Source organism: Microbacterium soli (genome assembly GCF_039539005.1).
Classification (GTDB): Bacteria; Actinomycetota; Actinomycetes; order Actinomycetales; family Microbacteriaceae; genus Microbacterium; species Microbacterium soli.
The window spans coordinates 1899005-1920428 of record NZ_BAABCP010000001.1; the positions used below are offsets into that span (position 1 = coordinate 1899005).

General features: G+C 71.4%; 19 protein-coding genes. 10 read left to right on the plus strand and 9 right to left on the minus strand.

The annotated features are described in order from the left end of the window. The first annotated feature begins 90 nt into the window (after positions 1–90). Both ABD770_RS08795 and ABD770_RS08800 read left to right on the plus strand, forming a co-directional pair. Positions 91–552 carry a glutaminase gene (locus tag ABD770_RS08795; protein WP_344819171.1) on the plus strand — a complete coding sequence of 154 codons (462 nt, stop codon included), beginning with the start codon at positions 91–93 and terminating at the stop codon, positions 550–552. Positions 553–839: 287 nt separating this feature from the next. After that, positions 840–3374, plus strand: coding sequence for an ATP-dependent Clp protease ATP-binding subunit (locus ABD770_RS08800; RefSeq protein ID WP_344819172.1), 2535 nt, complete (start codon positions 840–842; stop codon positions 3372–3374). A 178-nt stretch (positions 3375–3552) separates the two neighbouring features. Here the strand turns inward: ABD770_RS08800 and ABD770_RS08805 are convergent, their stop codons facing one another. After that, the gene (locus ABD770_RS08805; protein ID WP_344819173.1) at positions 3553–4269 is read right to left on the minus strand and encodes a LysR family substrate-binding domain-containing protein; all 717 of its coding nucleotides are present in this window, start codon (positions 4267–4269) and stop codon (positions 3553–3555) included. 156 nt (positions 4270–4425) lie between these two features. Then, positions 4426–5106 (minus strand): helix-turn-helix transcriptional regulator, encoded by a 681-nt coding sequence (locus tag ABD770_RS08810; RefSeq protein ID WP_344819174.1) that lies wholly within the window; start codon positions 5104–5106, stop codon positions 4426–4428. An 85-nt stretch (positions 5107–5191) separates the two neighbouring features. Here ABD770_RS08810 and ABD770_RS08815 point away from each other — a divergent pair, with 85 nt between their 5' ends. Continuing rightward, positions 5192–5623 (plus strand): hypothetical protein, encoded by a 432-nt coding sequence (locus tag ABD770_RS08815; protein ID WP_344819175.1) that lies wholly within the window; start codon positions 5192–5194, stop codon positions 5621–5623. Positions 5624–5714: 91 nt separating this feature from the next. On the opposite strand, the gene ABD770_RS08820 is transcribed toward ABD770_RS08815, so the two are convergent. Together ABD770_RS08820 and ABD770_RS08825 are read right to left on the minus strand one after the other, a co-directional pair. Next, a complete protein-coding gene (locus tag ABD770_RS08820) occupies positions 5715–6065 on the minus strand; it encodes a hypothetical protein (protein WP_344819177.1) in 351 nt (116 codons plus the stop codon). Beyond that, complete coding sequence (locus ABD770_RS08825) at positions 6062–7651, minus strand: PspC domain-containing protein (protein WP_344819179.1); 1590 nt, start codon at positions 7649–7651, stop codon at positions 6062–6064. The genes ABD770_RS08820 and ABD770_RS08825 overlap by 4 nt, the downstream gene beginning before the upstream one ends. Positions 7652–7765: 114 nt before the next feature. On the opposite strand from ABD770_RS08825, the gene ABD770_RS08830 reads away from it, so the two are divergent. Both ABD770_RS08830 and ABD770_RS08835 read left to right on the plus strand, forming a co-directional pair. Further along, positions 7766–9007 (plus strand): ATP-binding protein, encoded by a 1242-nt coding sequence (locus ABD770_RS08830; protein ID WP_344819180.1) that lies wholly within the window; start codon positions 7766–7768, stop codon positions 9005–9007. Then, positions 9004–9660: a LuxR C-terminal-related transcriptional regulator gene (locus tag ABD770_RS08835; RefSeq protein ID WP_344819181.1), complete on the plus strand. Its 657-nt coding sequence runs from the start codon at positions 9004–9006 to the stop codon at positions 9658–9660. The genes ABD770_RS08830 and ABD770_RS08835 overlap by 4 nt, the downstream gene beginning before the upstream one ends. 118 nt (positions 9661–9778) lie before the next feature. On the opposite strand, the gene ABD770_RS08840 is transcribed toward ABD770_RS08835, so the two are convergent. The 3 genes from ABD770_RS08840 to ABD770_RS08850 all read right to left on the minus strand — a co-directional run bounded on the left by ABD770_RS08840 (position 9779) and on the right by ABD770_RS08850 (position 15725). Then, a complete protein-coding gene (locus tag ABD770_RS08840) occupies positions 9779–10186 on the minus strand; it encodes a transferase (RefSeq protein ID WP_344819182.1) in 408 nt (135 codons plus the stop codon). Between the two features lie 107 nt (positions 10187–10293). Further along, the gene (locus ABD770_RS08845; protein ID WP_344819183.1) at positions 10294–11064 is read right to left on the minus strand and encodes an EI24 domain-containing protein; all 771 of its coding nucleotides are present in this window, start codon (positions 11062–11064) and stop codon (positions 10294–10296) included. A 38-nt stretch (positions 11065–11102) separates the two neighbouring features. Next, positions 11103–15725, minus strand: a complete 4623-nt coding sequence (locus ABD770_RS08850; protein WP_344819898.1) for an ATP-dependent helicase — start codon at positions 15723–15725, stop codon at positions 11103–11105. Positions 15726–15924: 199 nt separating this feature from the next. Here ABD770_RS08850 and ABD770_RS08855 point away from each other — a divergent pair, with 199 nt between their 5' ends. Genes ABD770_RS08855 through ABD770_RS08865 form a run of 3 tightly spaced genes read left to right on the plus strand, consistent with a single transcriptional unit; the run spans position 15925 to position 17714 of the window. After that, complete coding sequence (locus ABD770_RS08855) at positions 15925–16335, plus strand: DUF6157 family protein (protein WP_344819184.1); 411 nt, start codon at positions 15925–15927, stop codon at positions 16333–16335. A gap of 30 nt (positions 16336–16365) precedes the next feature. Continuing rightward, positions 16366–16959, plus strand: coding sequence for an RNA polymerase sigma factor (locus tag ABD770_RS08860; protein ID WP_344819185.1), 594 nt, complete (start codon positions 16366–16368; stop codon positions 16957–16959). After that, positions 16956–17714, plus strand: coding sequence for a hypothetical protein (locus ABD770_RS08865; RefSeq protein WP_344819186.1), 759 nt, complete (start codon positions 16956–16958; stop codon positions 17712–17714). Before ABD770_RS08860 ends, ABD770_RS08865 begins: the two co-directional genes overlap by 4 nt. 53 nt (positions 17715–17767) lie before the next feature. Here ABD770_RS08865 and ABD770_RS08870 read toward each other — a convergent pair whose 3' ends face one another. After that, positions 17768–19504, minus strand: coding sequence for an ABC-F family ATP-binding cassette domain-containing protein (locus ABD770_RS08870; RefSeq protein WP_344819187.1), 1737 nt, complete (start codon positions 19502–19504; stop codon positions 17768–17770). Between the two features lie 350 nt (positions 19505–19854). Between ABD770_RS08870 and ABD770_RS08875 the strand changes: the two genes are divergently transcribed. Next, the gene (locus ABD770_RS08875) at positions 19855–20127 is read left to right on the plus strand and encodes a hypothetical protein (protein WP_344819188.1); all 273 of its coding nucleotides are present in this window, start codon (positions 19855–19857) and stop codon (positions 20125–20127) included. A gap of 3 nt (positions 20128–20130) precedes the next feature. Here the strand turns inward: ABD770_RS08875 and ABD770_RS08880 are convergent, their stop codons facing one another. Beyond that, a complete protein-coding gene (locus ABD770_RS08880; RefSeq protein ID WP_344819189.1) occupies positions 20131–20784 on the minus strand; it encodes an alpha/beta hydrolase in 654 nt (217 codons plus the stop codon). A 51-nt stretch (positions 20785–20835) separates the two neighbouring features. Between ABD770_RS08880 and ABD770_RS08885 the strand changes: the two genes are divergently transcribed. Further along, entirely contained in the window at positions 20836–21423 is a 588-nt protein-coding gene (locus ABD770_RS08885; RefSeq protein WP_344819190.1) for an NUDIX hydrolase family protein, read from the plus strand. Position 21424: the final 1 nt, after the last annotated feature.

The window sequence follows — 21424 nt, forward strand, 5'->3', positions numbered from 1 at the left end:
ATGCTCCTGAACTGGTGTCCCCGGTCGAGGCGGGCGTGTCTCGATTCTGCCCGCATGAGCGGCGTGCCCGCGAATCGTTACCCTGTCAGGGTGAGCGTCACGACCGTCGAACTGCTGGATGACGCCAGGCGGCGTCTCGCCGATGCGCCGCGAGAGGGCCTCGGCGTGCTGCGCTCGTCCCGCTGGCGGAAGGACCGCATCGTCCGGGCCGGCAGCGCCTGGCATCTGGGCGTGCTGCTGCTCACGGACGACGCCGTGCTGGCGACGGGGGAGATCCTGCGCGCGGCCGAGGAGGTGCGGCGCGGGTACACGGCGCAGTCGGCCCGGGCGAGGGCGGAGCGGCGGGCGCAGGCGCGGCGCGGCGGCTTCGCGGAGGGCGAGGTGGTGCACCTGGGATGGCGCGTGCTGGATCCTGCCGCGGTGGATGCCGGCACGGCATCCGGCCCGCTCGCGCTGCGCGACGGCGAACCGGGCGTGCGCTGGTCCCCGGCGGGCGAGCTGGTGCCGCTGGCGGGCTACCTGGAGGAGAAGATCGCCCTGCTGCGGGTCTGACCGCCGCAGCACGGGGCTTGACCCGGGGCGGTCGCGTCAGACCGTTTCCGCCGGACCTGCAGAGCGGCGAACCCGTCGCAGGAGGCTCGCGCCATCGACGGATGCCGAGACCGCGCGCGAACGAGCGGTGCTCGGCATCCGTCGTGCTGTGCTTCGGGCGCACGCGCACGTGGCGCACGGACGAGGTGCGGCGCGCTCGAGCACAGGATTTGCTGTTCTCGGGGAATAACGGGCATCATGTGTCGTTGAAGTTGATATAGGTACGCTCAAGTTTGAGAGGAAGCGACATGCCCAACGACTTCAACCAGGCGGGCTCCGGCTCTTTCGACGAGTTCCTGGCCCGTTACCTCGCCGGTGAGCAGGCACGGCAGGGCCGTTCGATCGACCTCAGCCGCTTCCTCACCGCGCGCACCCAGCAGATCCTGCAGGCAGCAGGGCGCTTCGCGCTCGAACGCGGTCAGACCGAGCTCGACGCGCTGCACATCCTGCGCGCGATCGTCGAGGATGACAGCGTGTCCGCGGCCATCGAGCGCATCGGCGTCTCGCCCGCCGCGATCACGGCCGCCGTCGAGGCACGGCTCCCGCAGAGCCGCGGCATGGCGGATGCGGATGCCACCACGCTGACGCCCAGCGCATCGCGGGCGCTGTTCCACTCCTACCAGGTCGCCCGCTCCTCGGGGTCGACCTATATCGACCCCGACCATCTGTTCTTCGCGCTCGTGCTCGGGCAGGATGTGCCGGCCGGACAGATCCTCGCCCGGGAGGGCGTCACCGCGGAGGCGCTCACCCAGGGGATGCGCGAGCCCGTGCGCACCGGTGCGCCGTCGCGGCAGGATGCCGCCCGGCAGTCCTCCAAGACCCCCATGCTGGACCAGTACGGACTGGACCTCACCGCCCGCGCCCGTGCCGGCGAGCTCGATCCGGTGATCGGGCGCGCCGTGGAGATCGAGCAGACGATCGAGATCCTCAGCCGCCGCACCAAGAACAACCCGGTGCTCATCGGCGAGGCCGGGGTCGGCAAGACCGCCATCGTCGAAGGCCTCGCGCAGGCGATCGTCGACGGCTCCGTGCCCGCGCAGCTGAAGGACCGCCGCGTGGTCGCGCTCGACCTGCCCGCCATGCTCTCCGGTGCCCGTTACCGCGGCGACTTCGAGGAGCGCCTGACCAAGACCATGGATGAGATCGCCGCCCACAAGGGCGAGATCATCGTCTTCATCGACGAGGTGCACACCGTCGTCGGGGCCGGCGGATCCGGTGAGAGCGGTGGCATGGACGCCGGGAACATCCTCAAGCCGCGGCTCTCCCGCGGTGAGCTGCACATGGTGGGGGCCACGACGCTCAGCGAGTACCGTCGCATCGAGAAGGACCCGGCGCTGGAGCGTCGCTTCCAGCCCGTGAAGGTGTCCGAGCCCTCGATCGAGGATGCCGTCCGCATCCTCGACGGACTCAAGCCCGCGTACCAGGAGCATCACGCCGTCGCCTACACGGATGACGCCATCCGCGCAGCCGTGGAGCTGAGCGCCCGCTACCTGCCCGACCGTGTGCTGCCGGACAAGGCCATCGATCTGATCGATCAGGCCGGCGCACGGCTCCGCCTGCAGCTGGGACTGACCGCTGACGTCGACGCGCTCGGCGAGCAGCTCGCAGACCTGGAGACGAAGAAGGACGCGGCTGTGAGCGCCGAGCGCTACGAGGAGGCCTCGCGCATCCGCGATGAGATCGCCGCCGTGCAGGCGCGGATCGACGAGGCCGCCACGGCATCCGGGGCCGAGGCCGTGGTCGATGAGGCGCAGATCGCCGCGGTGATCTCGCGCGCGACCGGCATCCCCGTCAGCCGCCTCACCGAGACGGAGCGGGAACGGCTGGGCGACCTCGAGGCCGACCTGCATGCGCGTGTCATCGGGCAGGACGACGCCGTGGCCGCAGTGGCACGGGCCGTGCGGCGCAGCCGGACGGGCATGGGCGACGCGAATCGCCCGGTCGGGTCGTTCCTGTTCCTCGGGCCGACCGGCGTGGGCAAGACCGAGCTGGCCAAGGCCCTCGCCGAGCGGCTGTTCGACGACGAGACGGCGGTGATCCGCTTCGACATGAGCGAGTTCGGCGAGCGGCACACCGCATCGCGCCTGGTCGGCGCCCCTCCGGGATACGTCGGCTACGACGAGGCCGGGCAGTTGACGGAGCGCGTGCGTCGCAACCCCTACTCGATCGTGCTGTTCGACGAGATCGAGAAGGCGCACCCCGACATCTTCAACCTGCTGCTGCAGGTGCTCGATGACGGTCGCCTCACCGACGGGCAGGGCCGCACGGTCGACTTCCGCAACACGGTGATCGTGATGACCTCGAACATCGGGTCGGAGTTCCTCGCCTCGCGGTCGGGTGCGATGGGCTTCGTGGCATCTCAGGATGCCTCGGGCTTCGCCTCCCGGGAGGACCTGAGGGCGCGCGTCATGGGCAGGCTGCGCGAGGTCATGCGGCCGGAGTTCCTCAACCGGATCGATGAGATCGTGATCTTCCAGAAGCTCTCGCGCGAGGAGCTCGACCGGATCGTGCGGCTCATGCTGCAGGCGACGACGAAGCGGCTGGCGGGCCGCGAGATCGACGTCGAGGTGACGGATGCCGCGGTCGCATGGCTCGGCGAGCACGGCTACGAGCCGGAGTACGGCGCCCGGCCGTTGCGGCGCCTCATCCAGCGGGAGGTCGACGACCGCATCGCCGATCTGCTCGTCTCCGGCGACCTGGGCGACGGCGGATCGGTGCGGGTGGACGCCGACGGCGACGGCATCCGGGTCGAAGCCCGCATGATCCGGCCCTCCGCGGCCTGAGGGTGAGGGGCGCCCGCGGACGCCCCTCACCCTCGTCATGGCCGTGGCCGGTCCGACCGCTCCTGCAGACCCACCAGACCCTGTCCGCTCCCGCCCGGGCGGCGAACCCCGCCGACCATGCTGTTCGACACCGTCAGCGCGACGTGCCGGTCGGCTCCGACGCCTCACCTCGATCCGCTCAGCGCGAGGAGTTCGCGGTCCTGCCGCGGACGACGCCGACGAACGTCTCGACGTCGGGCGTGGTGGCATCGCGCGGCCACGCCAGCGCGACGGTGGATGTCGGGCCGCCGCGGAGGATGCGGTGGTCGGCGTCCTTGCGCTGGTGCAGGCGCGCGAGGGACATCGGGATGACGAGGATGCCGACGCCCGTGGCGACGGTCGCCACGGCATCCGCCGTCGTCGTGATCGTCGGGAATCGCGGCGCCACGGTCGCCAGGCCCAACGGCCCCAGCACATCATCGGCCGGGGTGATCAGCACTTCGCCGGCGAGGTCGTCGGCGGAGAGCTCGTCCGCCGCCATCAGGTGCGAGTCGGCGGATGCCACGACCACCGGCAGCTCGTCGTAGAGCGGGATCACATGCAGGTCCTCCGTGCGCCGCAGCGGAAGCCGCACGAACGCGAGGTCGACGTCGGCGAGCTGTTCGCGCTGCTCGGCGAAGGACATCGGCACGAGCTCGAGCTCGACGTGCGGCATCCGCTCCTTCCAGGTGTCGATCCACCGCCCCGGGTTCGTTCCCGGGATCAGGCCGAGCCGCAGCGTCCGCGGCTCTTCGGGAGCCGTGCGCGGCGGAGACGTCTTCGCCGCGGCCTTGTGCGGTGCGCGCTTCTGCCGTGCCTTCTTCGGCGCCGACCTGCCGGGGCGCGGTCGTGCGTGGCGGCGCCGGTCGTTCCTCATCGCATCAGCGTAGCGGCGCCGGCGGGTGCGGTCGTCGAGAACAGGAGATTCGCCGAGAACAGGACCGGATGCGCGGTGATCGTCCTGTTCCGGGAGAATCTCCTGTCCTCGGTCACTGTGCGACGCGCGGTGCGTGACGGGTGCGTCTCGGACGCCTCAGTCGGCGGGGCGCACCGCCACGCAGCACTGGCCGGCGTGCGGTTCGCCATGCGCGCGCAGATGCGGGCATCCCATGCCCTCGAGGATGCCGCCGACGAGCGCGAGGTTCGCCGAGCACACCAGATCGGTGTGCTCGCGGGCCAGCGAGTCGAACGGGCAGTTGGCCAGCGTGAGGGCGCCGTCGTCCTCCCGGGGCTCGAAGCCCTGCCCCGCGAGCACATCGGAGACGCGCTCCAGATCGTCGGCGGGATCATCCCCGGCGGGAGCGGATGCCGCGATCGCGCGTCCCTCGTCGCGGGCGACCTCTGCGACGGCGTCCTCGAGGCTCGTGCCGTTCGCCGCGCGTTCGATGGCACTGGCCAGCAGATGCCCGACGAGGTCGTAGCGACGCTCGGGGAGCGACACGGCGATGGTCTCGCTCGCGCGCCGATACAGCTTGGACGGGCGTCCGGCACCCGGGCCGCTGCGTCCGGAGAGTCTGCGGAACTCCGTCTCCAGCAGCCCCGCCTCGACGAGCTTGTCGAGATGGAACCGCGCCGTGGTGGGGGAGATGCCGATGGCTGCGGCCGCGGCCTCGCGGCTGACGGGTTCGGGCTGTGCGCGGACGTGCTCGTAGAGCGCGCGGCGGGTGTCGTCGGCGAGCGTGCCGATGCTCGAGGCTCGAGCGGTGATGTCCATGATGACCTCTAAAAGAAGTTGTTCTTGCAGTTAGAACGGATTGCTTCTATGTTCGATAGTAACCTCTTTTAGAAAGGACGGCCCGATGATGAGCGGTCGAAGCGAGGCGCGATCCTCGGTGATGCAGAACGGCGACCATCTCGCGTTCCTGCTGTTGCGCACGGTGTTCGTCGTGGCGCCGATCCTGTTCGGACTGGACAAGTTCGCCAGGATCCTCACCGCGGATTGGGAACGGTATCTCGCTCCGTGGATGGATGCCATCATCCCGGGCGACGCCTACACGGCGATGGCCATCGTCGGTGTCGTCGAGATCGTGGCCGGGGTCCTCGTCGCCTTCCTGCCCCGTCTGGGCGGGCTGGTCGTGGCGGTGTGGCTGCTGGGGATCATCGTCAGTCTGGTGAGCGTCGGCGGGTATCTCGACATCGCGCTGCGCGATTTCGGTCTGCTCGTCGCGGCCCTCGCCCTGTCGCTGCTGGCGGCCGGGCAGGGCTACGGGATGCTGCGGCGCCGCAGCTGACCGGACCGCGTGGGGACGCGGGCTCCGCGTGGGGACGCGGAGGCAGGAGGGCGGCAGGCCGGTTCGAACGATCGGCCGCCCTCCCGCGCGTTCAGAGGCGCGAGCGCTGAGCGCGCCGGATCAGGCCGACCGCGCCGCTGACGAGGACCAGGGCGCCGACGGTCAGGAGTGCCAAGGCCGTCACGGTCCCCGGGGTCAGGGAGGCGAACCAGTCGGAGACGTCGTCCCGGCGGTCGCCGCTGCCGAGCATCCAGATCGCGTACCCTGCCAGCACGGCGAAGCACACGCCCCAGACGATGGCGGCCCAGCGGGTTCGGGGCTGCGCAGCGGACACCGGCGCGGGGCCCTCGGGCTCAATCGGCTCGTTCTGCTCCACCCGACCCGTGCAATCTGCGAGCACGGCGTCCGGCTCGGGAAGGGGAACGGTCGGGTCGGTGCTCATCTCGCGGCCTCCTTCTCGGCGTGGGTCGAGTACACGACGACGATGCGTCCGGACTGCTGGTCGATCGTCACGGGAGCGATGGTGGTGCTCGGCGGTGCGCCGGGGTCATCGGGATTCGGCGACGACGCGATGGTCTCGCTGTACAGGGTGCGTCCGTCGGAGAGACGGGTGCCGGTGAAGAGGCCCGCCGTGCTCGTGCTGTCGCCGTTCTGCGGGTACTCGATCCGATGCCATTCGACGGTGGCGTCGCCGACGGTGGCCGTGAGCCGCAGCTCGACGCCCTCGTCCACGAAGATCTCCGTGTACCCGGTTCCCTTGTGCAGCACCACCGGATGGGGAACCGGGTCGTCGAGGGCCACCAGGATGATCCCCGTGTTGCCGAACGGCTGCCGGGACTCGGTGACGCCGGCGCTCCGATTGGACAGCCCCGCGTCCCCGAAGCGCACGTTCCCGATCGTGGCCGCGCCCGCGGTGATCAGCCCCGCCACCAGCGTGCTCGCGGTCAGGAACGCCAGGAAGCCGCTGCGGCGCCTGGCGACCCCGGCGACGATCATGCTGAGGGCCAGCACCAGCGCAGCGGTGAGCACGGCCAGGGCGGCCGTCGTCAGCCCCGGGTCGGAGGACAGCAGCCGCACCGCGGCGGCGCTCACCAGTGCCACGCCCGCCGTCGTGGCGACGTATGCGACGCTCGCCCGCGGGTTCGAGGCGCGGCGGATGCGGCGGCGCTCCGCGGCCTCGGCGGCGAAGGCCGCAGCGGTCGCCTGCCGCTCCGCACGAGCGCGATCTCGGGCCGCCCTCTCCGCATCCTGCTGCTGCGCACGCCACGCCTGGTCCTGCTGCTGCCAGGCGGCGTGCTGCGCCCGCCAGATCGCCAGAGCCTCGGCATCCGCATCCCCATCCGCCGACGGGGTGGGCGACTCGGGGGGGAGAGGGGATGCCGACGACGCGCCCTCCGGCCCGGCACCCCCCTCCCGGAACTCCACATCGACGGCCGCGTCCGAGAAACCGGCCGGAGCGGAGGGGAAAGGGGGAGTCGCCGTCGCGGAAGCCGTTCGCGGATGCGGCGCGTCACCCCCGGGTGTGCGGCGCGCGGCGCGCACGATCAGGGCGAGCAGGATGCCGACCAGCACCAGCCCGACGATGAAGAGGAAGACGCCGAACGGGCTGGGCCCGGACATCTGCTGCGAGTACGGGTTGAGGATGCGTTCGACGAGCAGCAGACCGGCCGCGGGGGTGATCGAGGCCATCCCGAGCAGGATTCCGGCGAGGATTCCCAGCTGGGCGGGCTCGAACCGTCCCCGGGTCAGCTCTCGCAGGTGGATGCGCCCCTCGGGGTCGGGGAGCAGGGCCCAGGCGACGGCGTAGAGGAAGATCATCGGTAGGCCGGACAGCGCCGCCACGACGAACACGCCGCGGACGATGAGCGGATCGATGCGCAGCCGTGAGGCGATGCCGGCGCAGACGCCACCGATCCAGCCGTCGGAGCGCGCGACGCCGAACCCGGAGACCCAGGAGAAGAACCGGTCGGATCGAGGGGGCGGCGCAGGTCGCTCCGGGGCAGGAGGCGGGGCAGTCGGAAAGGTCATGCTCCGATCCTTGCGGTGCGCGGTCGGATGCCGCCATGGGGGGATCCCCTGACCGGCCCCTGATCCTGGCCTCCGGGCTCCAGTCCGTGGCCCGTCGAGTGGTTGGATGGCGTCATGTCCTCTTCCGCGCAGCATCCGTCGTCGACGCCCCTGGTGCGGCCGCCGCGTGCCGCAGCGCCGCCGCGCCCGGAGTTGACACGCGTGCGCGAGTGCCTGATCTCGGGCACGACGGCGGGGCTCGCACGGCACCTGGGCGTGTCGGTCCTCCTCGTGCGGGGCCTGTTCGTCGCGCTCACGATGCTCGCCGGCGCCGGGATCCTGCTCTACATCTGGTGCTGGGCGTTCACACCGTGGGAGCACGGCGCGTCGGCGCCGTCGCGGAGGGCGCCGGTCGCGTGGGTGCTGCTGGTCGTCGCGGCGGCTCTCGAGCTGATCGTGCTGCTGACTCTGCGCGGTGGAGGCATGTTCAGCGTGTCGCCGGTGGACATGGGGGTCCATTCCCCCGTATACGCGGATCTGGGCGCCCTCTTCGGTCTGGTGCTGCTGCTGGTCGTGTCGGCACTGTGGGCCGATCTGATCGACAGGCATGACCCCGCCCGTGGGCCGCGGCATGCGGCGATCGTGCGCGGTATTGCGATCGTCCTGATGATGCTTCTGCTGATCGGAACATTGACGAACCCGGTCGACCCGGCCTACCTGCTCGCACCGTTCGCCGGACTGCTGGCGATGTTCGCCTCGTCGCTCATGCACCGCTGGCGCGAGCTGTCGGGGGAGCGCATCCGGCGCATCCGCGAGGAGCAGCGCAGCGAGATGGCTGCCCACCTGCATGACTCGGTGCTGCAGACCCTGGCGCTCATCCAGAACCGTGCGGGGGCCTCCAGCGAGGCGGCCCGTCTCGCGCGAGCCCAGGAGCGCGAGCTGCGGGCGTGGCTGTACGACGGGGACGCTCCCGCCGACAGTGATCTGGCCACCGACCTGCGCGACTACGCGGGCGCCCTGGAGCTGGACTTCCCCGTGCGCATCGACGTCGTCTCCGCCGGGCTCTCCGCCGAGCGCGCCAGTGGGGAGGTGGCGGCCGCCGCACGGGAGGCCATGCTCAACGCGGCGCGGCATGCCGGCGGCGAGGTGTCGGTGTACATCGAGGGCTCCGCGAGCGGTGTGGACGTGTTCATCCGCGACCGCGGGACGGGGTTCGCGCTCGATGAGGTTCCCGGCGACCGGCTCGGGGTCCGGCAGTCGATCATCGGCCGCATGAGGCGGAACGGGGGCTCGGCGACGGTGCGCAGCGACGAGGGCGGCACGGAGGTGCACCTGCGGACCGCGGGGGCGCAGACGAGGGCCGGGGAGGACGCATGAGCGGCATCCGCGTGGTGATCGTCGACGATCACTCGATCTTCCGCTCCGGTCTGCGCGCCGACCTCGACGACACCGTGGAGGTGGTCGGCGAGGCCGCGGACGTGCCTTCGGCGATCGCCGTGATCGCCGAGACGGCGCCCGACGTCGTGCTGCTGGACGTGCATCTGCCCGGCGGAGCGGGAGCGGATGCCGCCGGCGGCGAGTCCGTGATCCGCGGTTCGGCGCCGACGACGGCGCGCTTCCTCGCGCTGAGCGTGTCGGATGCCGCGGAGGATGTCGTGCGGGTGATCCGCGCCGGCGCGCGCGGGTACATCACCAAGGGGTCGTCCGGGGTGGAGGTCTCGCGCGCCGTGCACGCGGTGGCCGACGGCGACGCGGTGTTCTCGCCGCGGCTGGCGGGCTTCGTGCTGGATGCGTTCGGTGCGGTGGCCGGGGAGACGGCGTCGGTGGACGACGAGCTGGACCGCCTCTCGGCCCGCGAGCAGGAGGTGATGCGTCTCATCGCCCGCGGCTATGCGTACAAGGAGGTCGCGGCCGAACTCTTCATCTCGATCAAAACCGTCGAGACCCATGTGTCTGCGGTGCTGCGCAAACTCCAGCTGTCGTCCCGGCATGAGCTGACCGTCTGGGCCTCGGCGCGCCGACTGTTGTAGCGGCGGCCTGTCTCGGCCGACGACGGCTGGTCCCGGAACAGCCCGAGCGAGCGCGACGGCCGCGCATGGGGTGGCGGCATCCGCCGCAGGGGGCGGCGACGGATGCCGGGAGCGGGCGTCAGGCGGCGAGCCAGAGACCCTTCTGGTCCGTGGCGATGTGCATGCCGGCGGCGACGGTCTCATCGTCGCCGATGCGCGCGCCCCGCGCGATGCGGGCCCCCGCGCCGATGTCGGTGCGCACGCCGACATGGGCGCCTGCGCCGATCACCGCGCCCTGTCCGATGTATGCGTGCGCGTCGATGTACGCGTTCTCGCCGATCACGGCATCCGCGTCAACCCACGCCCCGCGGACGATCGTCGCACCTGCGCCGATCCGCGCACCGGGTTCGACATAGGCCCCGGCCTCGATGAGCGCCAGACGGTTGACCTTCGCGCCGTGCGCGACGAGCCCACGACCGTTGACGTGCTTGCGATACCGCAGCGTCGCGCCCTGGTCGTCTTCGATGTCGATGTAGTTCTTGCCCACGATTCCTCCCGTGTCCGGAGACCTCCGGATATACCTACAACCACGGCCGGGGAAAAATCATTCCCCGGTGCGGGAGGCGGTTGCGACGCAGGGGCGGCACCGCGGTCTCAGCGCGGTGAAGCGCTTCCGGGCGCAGTGCGGGCCGGCCCGGGCGAGGAGAGGAGGTCGCGGGCGAGGAGGGTCGCCCCCGCGACGGCGGTCGGCATGATGAGGACGGCTCCGAGCGGGATCGTGAAGCACAGCTGCGTGGCCACGCCGAAGCCCAGCAGCCGCGAGCGCCGGGATGCGAACAGTCGGGAGCGCTCGGAGCCGGGCACGTCACGGGCGTTCAACGCCCGCCCGGTGAGCTCACGGGCGATCAGCCGACCGGTCAGCAGCATGCCGGCCACGGCGGCGGCCGGCGCGCCGACCGCCGGGATCAGCCCCAGCGCCAGTGCGAGGACGGCGACGAGGACGCCCAGCAGGACCAGGCGGATGCTCTCGCCGATCGCCACCCGCATCCCGCCGTCACCCTCCGGGACCTCGCCGCCGAGATCGTTCTCGACGGCCCGCCAGATGCGCTGATAGAACGGATCGCCGATCAGCAGCGCCAGCGCCGTGAACACCACGCCGGCCAGCACGAGCGAGCCGATCACGACCACGGCGCCGATCGCCACGCGCAGAGCGGTCGTCCACCCAGGACTCCAGGAATCGGCGAACGGCGTGAACCAACGGGTGATCGCCCCCAGCGACGCCCACAGCGGGATGATCGCCGCAGCCAGCACGAGCAGTGCGATGAGTCCGGGGACCAGCCCGAGCAGCATGAGGGCGGGCATCCGTCTCCAATACCCGAACCCGCGACCCAGGAACCGGACCCCGGTGAGCAGCTCGCTGATCATGACAGCAACACTAGGGCAGCCCGTCGGCCGCGCATCGGCTACACCACCCTGCGAAGCGCGCAGCCGCGCGGCGTCACGACGAACCCGGCCTCCTGCAGGAGCAGCGCGAACGACGTGCCGTGAACCGCCGAGCCGTTGATCTTCTCGACCGTGAGCGTCTCCAGTCGACGCGCACGGGACGTCGCGACGAGGTCGGTCACCGCGCGGCGAAGCACCTCGGGGTCGTCGTCGAAGGCCAGCACGGTGCGGCCGCCACGCTCCAGGTACAGCACGAGAGCGCCGTCGACGAGCACGACCAGACCGCCGGCCTTGCGGCCGGGGCGGTGGGAGACCGCATCCAGACGCGGCCAGGCCAGGGCGGCGCCGTAGGGGTTGGCGGGGTCGGTCGCCGCGAGGGTCACGGCATTGCGCGGTGGAGGGTCGGCGAGGGTCGAGAAGGTGCGCAGCCGGTCGACGGTGGCGGATGCCGCGAACTGCGCCGCCCCGAGCTTCTCGATCAGGTAGCCGCGGCGGCAGTGCCCCGCCTCCTCGAACCCCGCCAGCACCCGGTACGCCTGGGCGAAGCCGCCCGGGACGTCCTCCGCCTGCACGGCGCCGCGGGTGACGACGCCGTAGCGATCGAGAAGCAGCCCCGCGGTCACCGTCGCGCGTCGAGCGGCATCCGGGTCGGTGTCCGGGAGATGCGCCCAGCGCCCTCCGACGCCGACCGAGGGCGGGCGGGGAGTCGGCCGCGCCGGCGAGATGCCCCGGTATGTGCGGGTGCGCGGTGCACGCCGGGCGGTCCGGTGCGCCTGCGTGCCGCCGGCGAGCAGGGCCCGCACGGGAGCGAACGTGTCGTTCGTGACATGCCCCTGCCAGGTGAGCGCCCACAGTGCGTCGAGGACGCTCTGCTCGTTCTCCGCGCTGATCATCGCGCGCAGCGCACCCGTGAACGAGGCGCCGCTGAGGCGCAGTGCGTCGAGGATCTTCTCCTCCAACGACCCGGCTGCCGGAGCCTCCTCGGGGATCGGCAGCGTGAACGGCATGAGATCGGCGGGATGCAGCGACACCCAGCCGTCGCGTCCGGGCAGCGCGCCATGGCCGGCCCACACGACCTCGCCCGCGGTGGTGAGCTCGTCCAGCAGGGCGGGCGCATAATCGCGCACGCGACCGGGCAGCACGAGCGACTCCCAGGCGCTGGCGGGGATGGGTACGCCGGCGAACTGCTCGATCACGGTCAAGACGCCGTCGACACCCTCGAGCGGACGGGTCAGGTGCTGCCAGTCCGGCAGGAACCGCGCATAGGCCTGCGGGTCGACCGGCTCCACACTGCCGCGGATCGCGGCGAGCGAGCGCATCCGCAGTCGGCGCAGCACCTCGGCATCGCACCACTCCTTCGCACCGCTCGGATCCGCGTCGACGGCAGGCAGGAAGTAGCCGCTGCTCAGCCGTCCCGCCGATCCCAGCCGCTGGAGGGCGTGCCGGGCGACAGCCGTTCCGATCCCGAACCGCCCGGCGACGGCATCCGTCGTGAACGGACCGTGGGTACGGGCGTACCGCGACACGAGATCGCCGAGCGGGTCTGCGACGGGCTCCAGGAATGCGACGGGGATGCCGGTGGGCAGCGCCGCGCCGAGCGCATCCCGCAGCCTTCCGGCATCCTCGATCACGGCGAAACGGGCATGCCCGGCGATCGTGACGGGGATCGCGCGTCGGGCGGCCACGAGCTCACCGAGGAGAGCGGATGCGTGTTCCGGCGTCGTAGGGCCGGCGGCATGCACCTCGGCCGTGTCGTCGGTGTCCCCACGGGGCGCCGCGCCCGTCATGGCGTCGCCCTCCAGCCGTGCCGCCACCTCCTCGGCATCCAGCGGGCCCAGCATTCGCAGCAGGTCGGCGACGCCCTCTCGTCCTCGGGCCCGGCGCCGTGGATCCAGCCGCTGCGCCTCGAGCTCGAACTGCGCGATCACGTCGGGATCGAGCAGCTCGCGCATCTCCACCGTGCCCAGCAGCTCGCCCAGCAGGGCGGGATCGACCGAGAGAGCGGCCGCCCTCCGCTCGGCCAGGGGCGAGTCGCCCTCGTACATGAACGCGCCGACGTACCCGAACAGCAGATCGCGCGCATACGGAGACGGCTGGGCGGGCGCGGTCTCGACGAGGCGGATGCGGCGCTCGGCGATGTCGGTGACGAGCCGGCGCAGCGAGGGCAGATCGTAGACATCCTGCAGCACCTCGCGCAGGGTCTCCAGGATCACGGGGAAGGTCGGATGCCTCCTCGCGACCTCCAGCAGCTGCGCCGACCGCTGGCGCTGCTGCCACAGCGGCGTGCGCCTGCCGGGATTCCTGCGCGGCAAGAGCAGCGCGCGGGCTGCGCACTCCCGGAACCGCGAGGCGAACAGGGCCGACCCGCCGACCTCGGCGGTGACGATCTGCTCGAGCTCGTCCGCGTCGAACACGAACAGCTCGGCGCCGGGCGGTTCGGCATCGGCATCCGGGATGCGCACGATGATGCCGTCGTCGCTCGCGACGGCGGATCCCTCCACGCCGAGCCGCTCGCGCACGCGCGCGTTGATCGCGAGCGCCCAGGGCGCGTGCACCTTCATGCCGTACGGGGAATGCAGGATCACCCGCCAGTCGCCGACCTCGTCGTGCCCGCGCTCGACGGTGAGGGCGCGGTCGGTCGGCAGGGTGCCGGTGGTCTCCCGCTGCTCGGCGAGATAGCTCATCAGGTTGGCGCGCGCCCGTTCGTCCAGACCCGCGTCGATCAGGCGCTGCTGCGCTACGGCGGGTTCGGCGGTGGACACCTCGCGGGAGAAGCGGCCGAGGGCCTCGCCGAGCTCGAAGGGGCGGCCGATGCCGTCGCCGTGCCAGAACGGCACTTTGCCCGGCTGACCGTACGCGGGGATGACGTTGACGCGGTCGTGCGTGATCTCGGCGATCCGCCAGCTGGTGGTGCCGAGCGTGAACACATCCCCCACGCGCGACTCGTAGACCATCTCCTCGTCGAGCTCGCCCACCCGGGCGCCCGTCGTCTCACCCGCGACGAAGACCCCGAACAGGCCGCGGTCGGGGATCGTGCCGCCGCTGGTCACGGCGATGCGCTGTGCACCGGGGCGCCCGGTCAACGTCCCGGCATCCCGATCCCACACCAGTCGCGGACGCAGCTCGGCGAACTCGTCGGACGGATACCTGCCCGCGAGCAGGTCGAGCGTGGCCTCGTAGGCGGATCGGGGGAGCGTCTGGAACGGAGCGCTGCGCCGCACGGTCTCGAACCACTCCTCGACCGAGACCGTGTCGAGCGCGCAGGCCGCCACGGTCTGCTGCGCGAGGATGTCGAGCGGATTGCGCGGCACGGCGATCGCCTCGATCTGGCCCTTCAGCATCCGCTCGGTGACGACCGCCGTGTGCAGCACGTCGCCGCGATGCTTGGGGAAGAGGGACGCCCGGCTGATCTCGCCGACCTGATGCCCGGCCCGGCCGACGCGCTGCAGTCCGGACGCCGCGGACGGCGGCGCCTCCACCTGGATCACCAGGTCGACGGCGCCCATGTCGATGCCGAGCTCCAGGCTGCTCGTCGCGACGACGCAGCGCAGCGCGCCGGACTTCAACTCCTCCTCGACGATCGCGCGCTGCTCCTTCGACACCGAACCATGATGGGCCTTCGCGAGCACGTGCTCGGCGCCTGCCGCGGAACCGGTCGAATCGGGGACGGCGCCGCCCATCCGCTCCGCGTGGATCTCGTTGAGTCGCCCGGTGAGCCGCTCGGCCAGCCGGCGCGAGTTCGCGAACACGATCGTCGACCGGTTCTCCAGCACCCTGTCGACGATCGCCTCCTCGACGTGCGGCCAGACCGAGCCCGTGACCTCCGTGTACTCGGCATCCGCGGCATCCGCAGGCGACGGCGCACCGGGCGGCGGGGGAGGGTTGCGCATGTCCTCCATCGGGACGACCACGCCCAGTTCGAAGGTCTTCACGGCGCGAGGCGCCACGATGTCGACGGGAGCGGAACCGCCGAGGAACCGTGCGACCTCGTCGATGGGGCGGACGGTGGCGGACAGCCCGATGCGCTGCGCGGGCCGCCCGGCGCCGCGCGCCCCGCGCAGGGCGTCCAGCCTCTCCAGGCTCACCGCGAGATGCGCGCCGCGTTTGGTGGCCGCCACCGCGTGCACCTCGTCGATGATCACCGTGTGCACGCCGCGCAGCGTCTCCCCGGCACGGCTGGTGAGCATGAGGTACAGCGACTCGGGCGTCGTGATGAGGATGTCGGGCGGGGCGCTGACCAGCTTGCGCCGATCGCTCGAGGTCGTGTCGCCCGAGCGCACCCCGACCGTGACCTCCGGCACCGGCAGGCCGAGCCGACGGGCCGACTGCCCGATGCCGATGAGGGGCGAGCGCAGGTTGCGCTCGACGTCGACGCCCAGCGCCTTCAGCGGGGAGATGTAGAGGATGCGCGTGCGCGGCCCGCCCTCGGCATCCGTCCCTCCCGCTCTCTCGCGGAAGACACTGTCTATCGCCCAGAGGAACGCGGACAGCGTCTTGCCCGACCCGGTCGGGGCGACGATGAGGGCGTTGCGCCCGGCTGAGATGGCCTTCCATGCCCCCGCCTGCGCGGGTGTGGGTGCGTCGAACGCCCCGCGGAACCAGTCCTGGGTGGCGGGGGCGAAGCGGTCGAGCACATCGCTCATCCCTCCATCATGCGGCAGGCCGCCGACACCGGGCTCCTCGGCCTTGGACACCGCAGCACTATTCCGCAGATCGGCATGGTCTCGCCCGCTTTCGGGCGCAGCGCTGCGAAGTTGTGCTTTTCTGCGGAGTTGTGACATCGCCCGGGATCACCGACACCCGGCCCTCGACAATGTCGGCGGGGTGGGGGATGCTGGCGGCATGGCGCACACGACGAACTACACGAGCACGTTCATCGAGGTCTCGGAGGACTGCCGTGCCGAGCACGGCGAGGAGCCGCCGATCGCGGAGAACGTGTCGATCGCCGCGCTGCACTACCGGCTGATCTCCGAGCACCCCTACGAGCTCACCTCGGACGACGTGCTGTTCCGGACGCATGCGCTGCGCAAGGGCATCGACCCGGACGATGCCGCGGCCAGGGCCGAGTTCTTCTCGAAGGGCCAGGCATGCCTGCGCTCCTCACCACTGGGCAAGCGATACGGCTGGGGGACGCACCACGACGCGAAGGGGCGCGTGGCGCTGGTGTCCCGTGATTCGGAGGAGTACGCGGCTCTGGCCGCCGATCCGGCGCTCGCGCACACCAGGGCCATGAGGTCCAGTCGGGCGGTGTGACACTTCCGCGCCTGCCGGACATGACAGGGCATGAGCGAGAAGAACGACGAGACCGAGATCTGGGCACGAGCCCGTTCGGACAGCGGTGAGGCGTTCGCCGAGCTCTTCCGTCGGCACCGTGACGCCGTGTTCCGCCGTGCGCTGGCACTGGTGGATCGGGCGCACGATGCCGAGGACGCCACGGCCGTCGCCTTCTTCGAGCTCTGGCGCAGGCGGCGATCGGTCGTGCTCGTCGACGGCACGGTGCTGCCGTGGCTGCTGGTGACCGTCGGCAACACGGCACGGAATCAGCGTCGCGGAGGCGTGCGGTACCGACGACTGCTGGCAGCGCTGCCGCGCTCCGAGCCCCGCGACGCCGAGCAGGAGGCGGTGGACTCACTGGAGGCCGAGGTGCTCGGCATCCGGCTGCGCGACGCGCTGTCCGAACTGGATCCGAAGGACGCCGCACTCCTGACCCTCACCGTGCTGGACGGACTCACCGTGGCGGACGCCGCACCCCTGGTCGGATTGAAAGCAGGAGCCGCGCGCACCCGCCTGATGCGGGTCAGACGTCGCCTCCAGAACGATCTGGCGCCGAACCCGCCGCATGTCACCTGGTTCCTCTCGGAAGGAGAACGCGCATGAACAGCACACTGGACCCCGTCTTCGCGGCGGGCATCGAACGCGAGCTGAGGGCCATCGGCACGTCTCGCAGCGGGTTGCGTCGCCGGCAGCGCAGGGCGCGCGTCGCGGTCATCGTCGGCGGATCGCTTGCAGTGGCGGGGGCGCTCACGGGCGCCGCCCTCCTCAGCGGGCTCCCCGGACAGACCACGGTCGCCCCGTTCGGCGACACCGTGAGCGGCTCCTACACGGGAACCGCGGTCGTGGACCTCGGACCGGTGCCGGCGGGCGCCGACCGGGTGATCCTCGACATCACGTGCACCGAGGGCGGAGGCATCGAGGTGCAGACCCTGCCCGGGGCGGGGGCCACCGCCGCCGGAGCGAGCTGGAACTGCTCCGACCCGATCCGTGAGAACAAGACGATCCACATCGACGACGGCCTCCTCCCGGCCAACGGGAGCACGGAGGTCACCGTCACCGCGGACCCAGGCACCTCGTGGACCGTGGTCGCCCGCTACGGCTCGTCGACCACTCGGCCCTGGGGCGTCAACGCGCGGGGCGAGACGTACGGCGTTCCCAACGGCAACGGCACTCCCGACCTCGTCGCATCCCGGACCACCGACGGCGAGGTCGGCTACATTCGGATGACCGAGCAGTTCGCGTTCGAGGGCGAGGGGTACATCAAGGTGTACGAGTCCGACGGCGTGACGCAGATCGGATGGTTCCCGATCGGCGACCCGGCGACGCTCGGCGATCCGCCCGCCGTCGAGAAGCAGTAGGCGCGAGCCGAGGGCCGTCCGGGATCGCCCGGGCGGCCCTCGTCGTGCGAGGGTCACCCCGCCTGCGCCAGTGACCCTTCGGCATCCAGTTCCAGCATCAGATCGAGGCCGAGCCGTTGCAGGAACACGTCGTCGTGGCTGACGACGAGCACCGCGCCGCGGTAGGCGTGCAGCGCCTCGACCAGCTGATCAACCGTGTCGATGTCGAGGTTGTTGGTCGGCTCGTCGAGCACCACGAGGTGCGGTGGGGGATCGGCCAGCAGCAGCTTCGCCAGCGCCGCCCGGAACCTCTCACCGCCCGACAGGGCGCGGACCGGGCGGTCCATCGCCGCCCCGCGGATGAGGAATCTCGCGAGCCGGTTCCGCAGCTCCTTCTCCGGGACGTGCGGAGCCGCCGCCGCGATGTTCTCCACCACGGACGCCGACTCGTCGAGCCCGTCCACACGCTGGGACAGGTAGCCGATGCGGTCGGTGTGCGCCTCCGCGACCAGCTCCGAGTCGATCGGGGACTCGGATGCCGCGGCATCCGCACCCTCGACGCGGGAATGTGCGCCAGCAGCGGATGCATCCTCCGGATCCGTCCGCGCGAGGTGCGCATTCCCGCTCGAAGCGCTCGCGTCTCCGCCGATGAGAGCGGCATCCGCCACCAACCTCCGCAGCAGTGTGGTCTTCCCGACCCCGTTGCGGCCGATCAGCGCCGCACGCTCCGGCCCCTGCAGCACCCACGATCGCGTCCCGTCGCTGAGCGTCGCGATGCGCCGCGAGCTCGAGATCCCCGGATCGGGCAGCTCGATCTTCATGGTCGCGTCGTCGCGGATGCGGCGCCCGGCCTCGTCCCGCGCCCGCCGGGCCTCCTCCTCCCGCGCCTGCTTCTCGCCGCGCAGCTTCCCGGCCGACACCTGCGCCTCCGCCTTGCGCCCGTTCATGATGATCTTCGGCTGCCGCTTCTCCGCGAACGCCTTCTTCGCGAAACTCGCCCGATGCGCGAGCTTGGTCTCCGTCTCGATGCGCTGCCGCTTCTCCTTCCGCAGCGCCTGCGCGGCGTCGCGTTCGGCCTGCTTCGCGGCCTCCTGCTCGGCATCCAGCCAGGTCCGCCACTCGGAGTACGGCCCGCCGAACACGCTCAGCTGATTGCCGTACAGCTCGGCCGTGTCGTCCATGAGCTCCAGCAGCGCGATGTCGTGACTCACCACGATCAGCGTGCCCTTCCAGCCGCGGACCATGTCCGCGAGCCGTCCCCGCGCCTCGCGGTCGAGGTTGTTGGTCGGCTCGTCGAGCAGGGTGATCGGCGCGCGCCGCAGACGGATGCCGGCGATCGCGACGAGCACCGCCTCGCCGCCCGAGAGCTCTCCGACCGTGCGATCGAGGAACGACGGGTCGAGCCCGGCTTCGGCGAGGGATGCCTCGGCCCGCGCCTCGATGTCCCAGTCGTCGCCGACGGCGTCGAAGCGCGCCGGGTCGACGTCACCCGCGGCGATGGCCCGCACGGCATCGAACGGCACGGCGATGCCGAGCAGATCGGCGACGCGACGGTCGGTGTCGAGAGTGAGGCGCTGCGGCAGGTGGGCGACCGCGGCGGTGCGGACGATCTGCCCCGAGGTGGGATGGAGGTCGCCCGCGATGAGGCGGAGCAGGGTGGACTTGCCTGCGCCGTTGCGCCCGACCAGGCCGGTCCGGCCAGCGCCGAACGAGCCCGACACGGCGTCGAGGGCGACGGATCCGTCCGCCCAGGTGAAGGTCAGCCGGTCGAGGGTGACGGCGGCTGCGGTGGATGAGATCGGTGCTGACATGAGCGACTCCCGGGATGTGGGGTGCGCGGATGCCGACGGTCGCGGTGACGCGAGGAGCGCGGTGCCTCGGAGGGCGGGTCTGCGGTCGGAAGGATCGTCGGATCGGCGCGTGGATAATTCACGCGGAGAGGCGACGATTCAGATCAATGGACTTCCAGACACGGCGGACAGGACTCTGTGACGATACCCAGTCCCGGGCCGACCCGCAACCCGGGCGTGTCGCGGTGTCGGGTGTCCGTCGTGGCGGTGCGCCACACGCGGGGATGCGCACCACGAGCGGGGAGAGATTGCGGCATCCGTCCGTGCGGAGCGCACCATCCCGCTCGAAGCGCACGGGTACCGTGGACGGCATGGACGACAGACAGCCGAGTTCGCACGAGATGCGGGCCCGGATGGGCTTCGCGGGGAGCACCATCATCGGCCTCGGCGTCGCCGCTGCGCTCGCCGCCGCCACCGACAGCATGCCGGTCTCGCTCGGTATCGGCCTCGCCGTCACGCTCGCCCTCATGGTCGCGTTCACCCGCGGAGGATCGCGGACACGGCATCCGGATGCCGATGATCCCGCCGACCCGGATGCCGACGGCGATCCGGATGAGGACGACGGGACCTCGCCGACGATCTGACGATCAGGACCTGATCGCGTCCTTCCACTGCGAGAGGAACACGCACACGTCGGCGAGCTCCTGCTCGGAGATGGAGTGCGTGAGCCCGGGGTAGATCCGTCCGGACAGCTCGGAATGCCCGGGAAGCCACTGGGCGGTGTGGTCGACGAGGTTCTGCGGGATCACCTCGTCGCGACTGCCCCGGCCCCAGAAGACGGGCGGCTTCCGCTCTCGCAGCACGGCATCCCCGGGCAGGTCGCCGGGTGCCGCGTAGCCGCTGAGCGCCACCACGGCGGCGATGCGGTCGTGCGCCAGCCGGAGTGCCTGCAGCGCCACGGCCGCGCCCTGCGAGAAGCCCAGCAGGGCGACGGAGGACGAATCGCCTGTCTCGGCGTCCAGCCAGCGCAGCAGCGCCTCCGCGGCCGCGGTGATGCCCGCCGAGTCCCGCGAGTTCAGCGAGTCGATCCGGTACCAGGCCCTCCCGGGCATCGGCCATGGCGGCGTGAGGGGAGCGGCGACGGATGCCACCGCCACTCCGTCCGGAAGGTGGGGGACGAGACCGAACAGGTCGTTCTCGTCAGCGCCGTAGCCGTGCAGCAGCACGAGCAGCGGCGTCCCCGCACGCGGGGTCGGTGACCAGCGCGTCAGGTCGTCGTCGATCCTCAGCTCCTCGATCATGACTCCATCTTGCCTGCTTCGCGCCCTGCATTCGGCTGGTAGAAAGGACTCATGGCGGTGCGCACACCTGACCCTGACCCGGACGGCGGCTTCGGGTTCGACGACGTGCCCTCGGCGAACGACAACCCGGGCTGGCTGAGCGACATCGAACTCGAGGAGGCGCGCCGCCGACTGCCGATGCTGTACGTCGAGGCCGTACCCGTGGTCACCGACGGCGCTGGCCAGGTCACCTCCATCGGCGTGCTGCTGCGCTCCACCCCGCTCGGCGAGATCACCCGCACACTGGTCTCGGGGCGGGTGCGATACGGGGAGACCGTGCGGGACGCCCTCTTCCGGCACATCGAGAACGACCTCGGCCCGATGGCGTTCCCGCTGCTGCCCGTGTCACCGACGCCCTTCACGGTGGCGGAGTACTTCCCGATCCCCGGAGTCAGCGCGTTCCACGATGATCGTCAGCACGCCGTCTCGCTCGTGTTCATCGTGCCGGTCACCGGCACGTGCGAGCCCCGCCAGGATGCCCTCGAGGTCACCTGGTTCTCCCCGGAGGAGGCGGCCACCGATGCCGTGTCCGCGGAGATGGAGGGCGGCCGGGGATCGCTGATCCGCCAGGCGCTCGCCCACCTCGGCCTCCTGCGCTGAC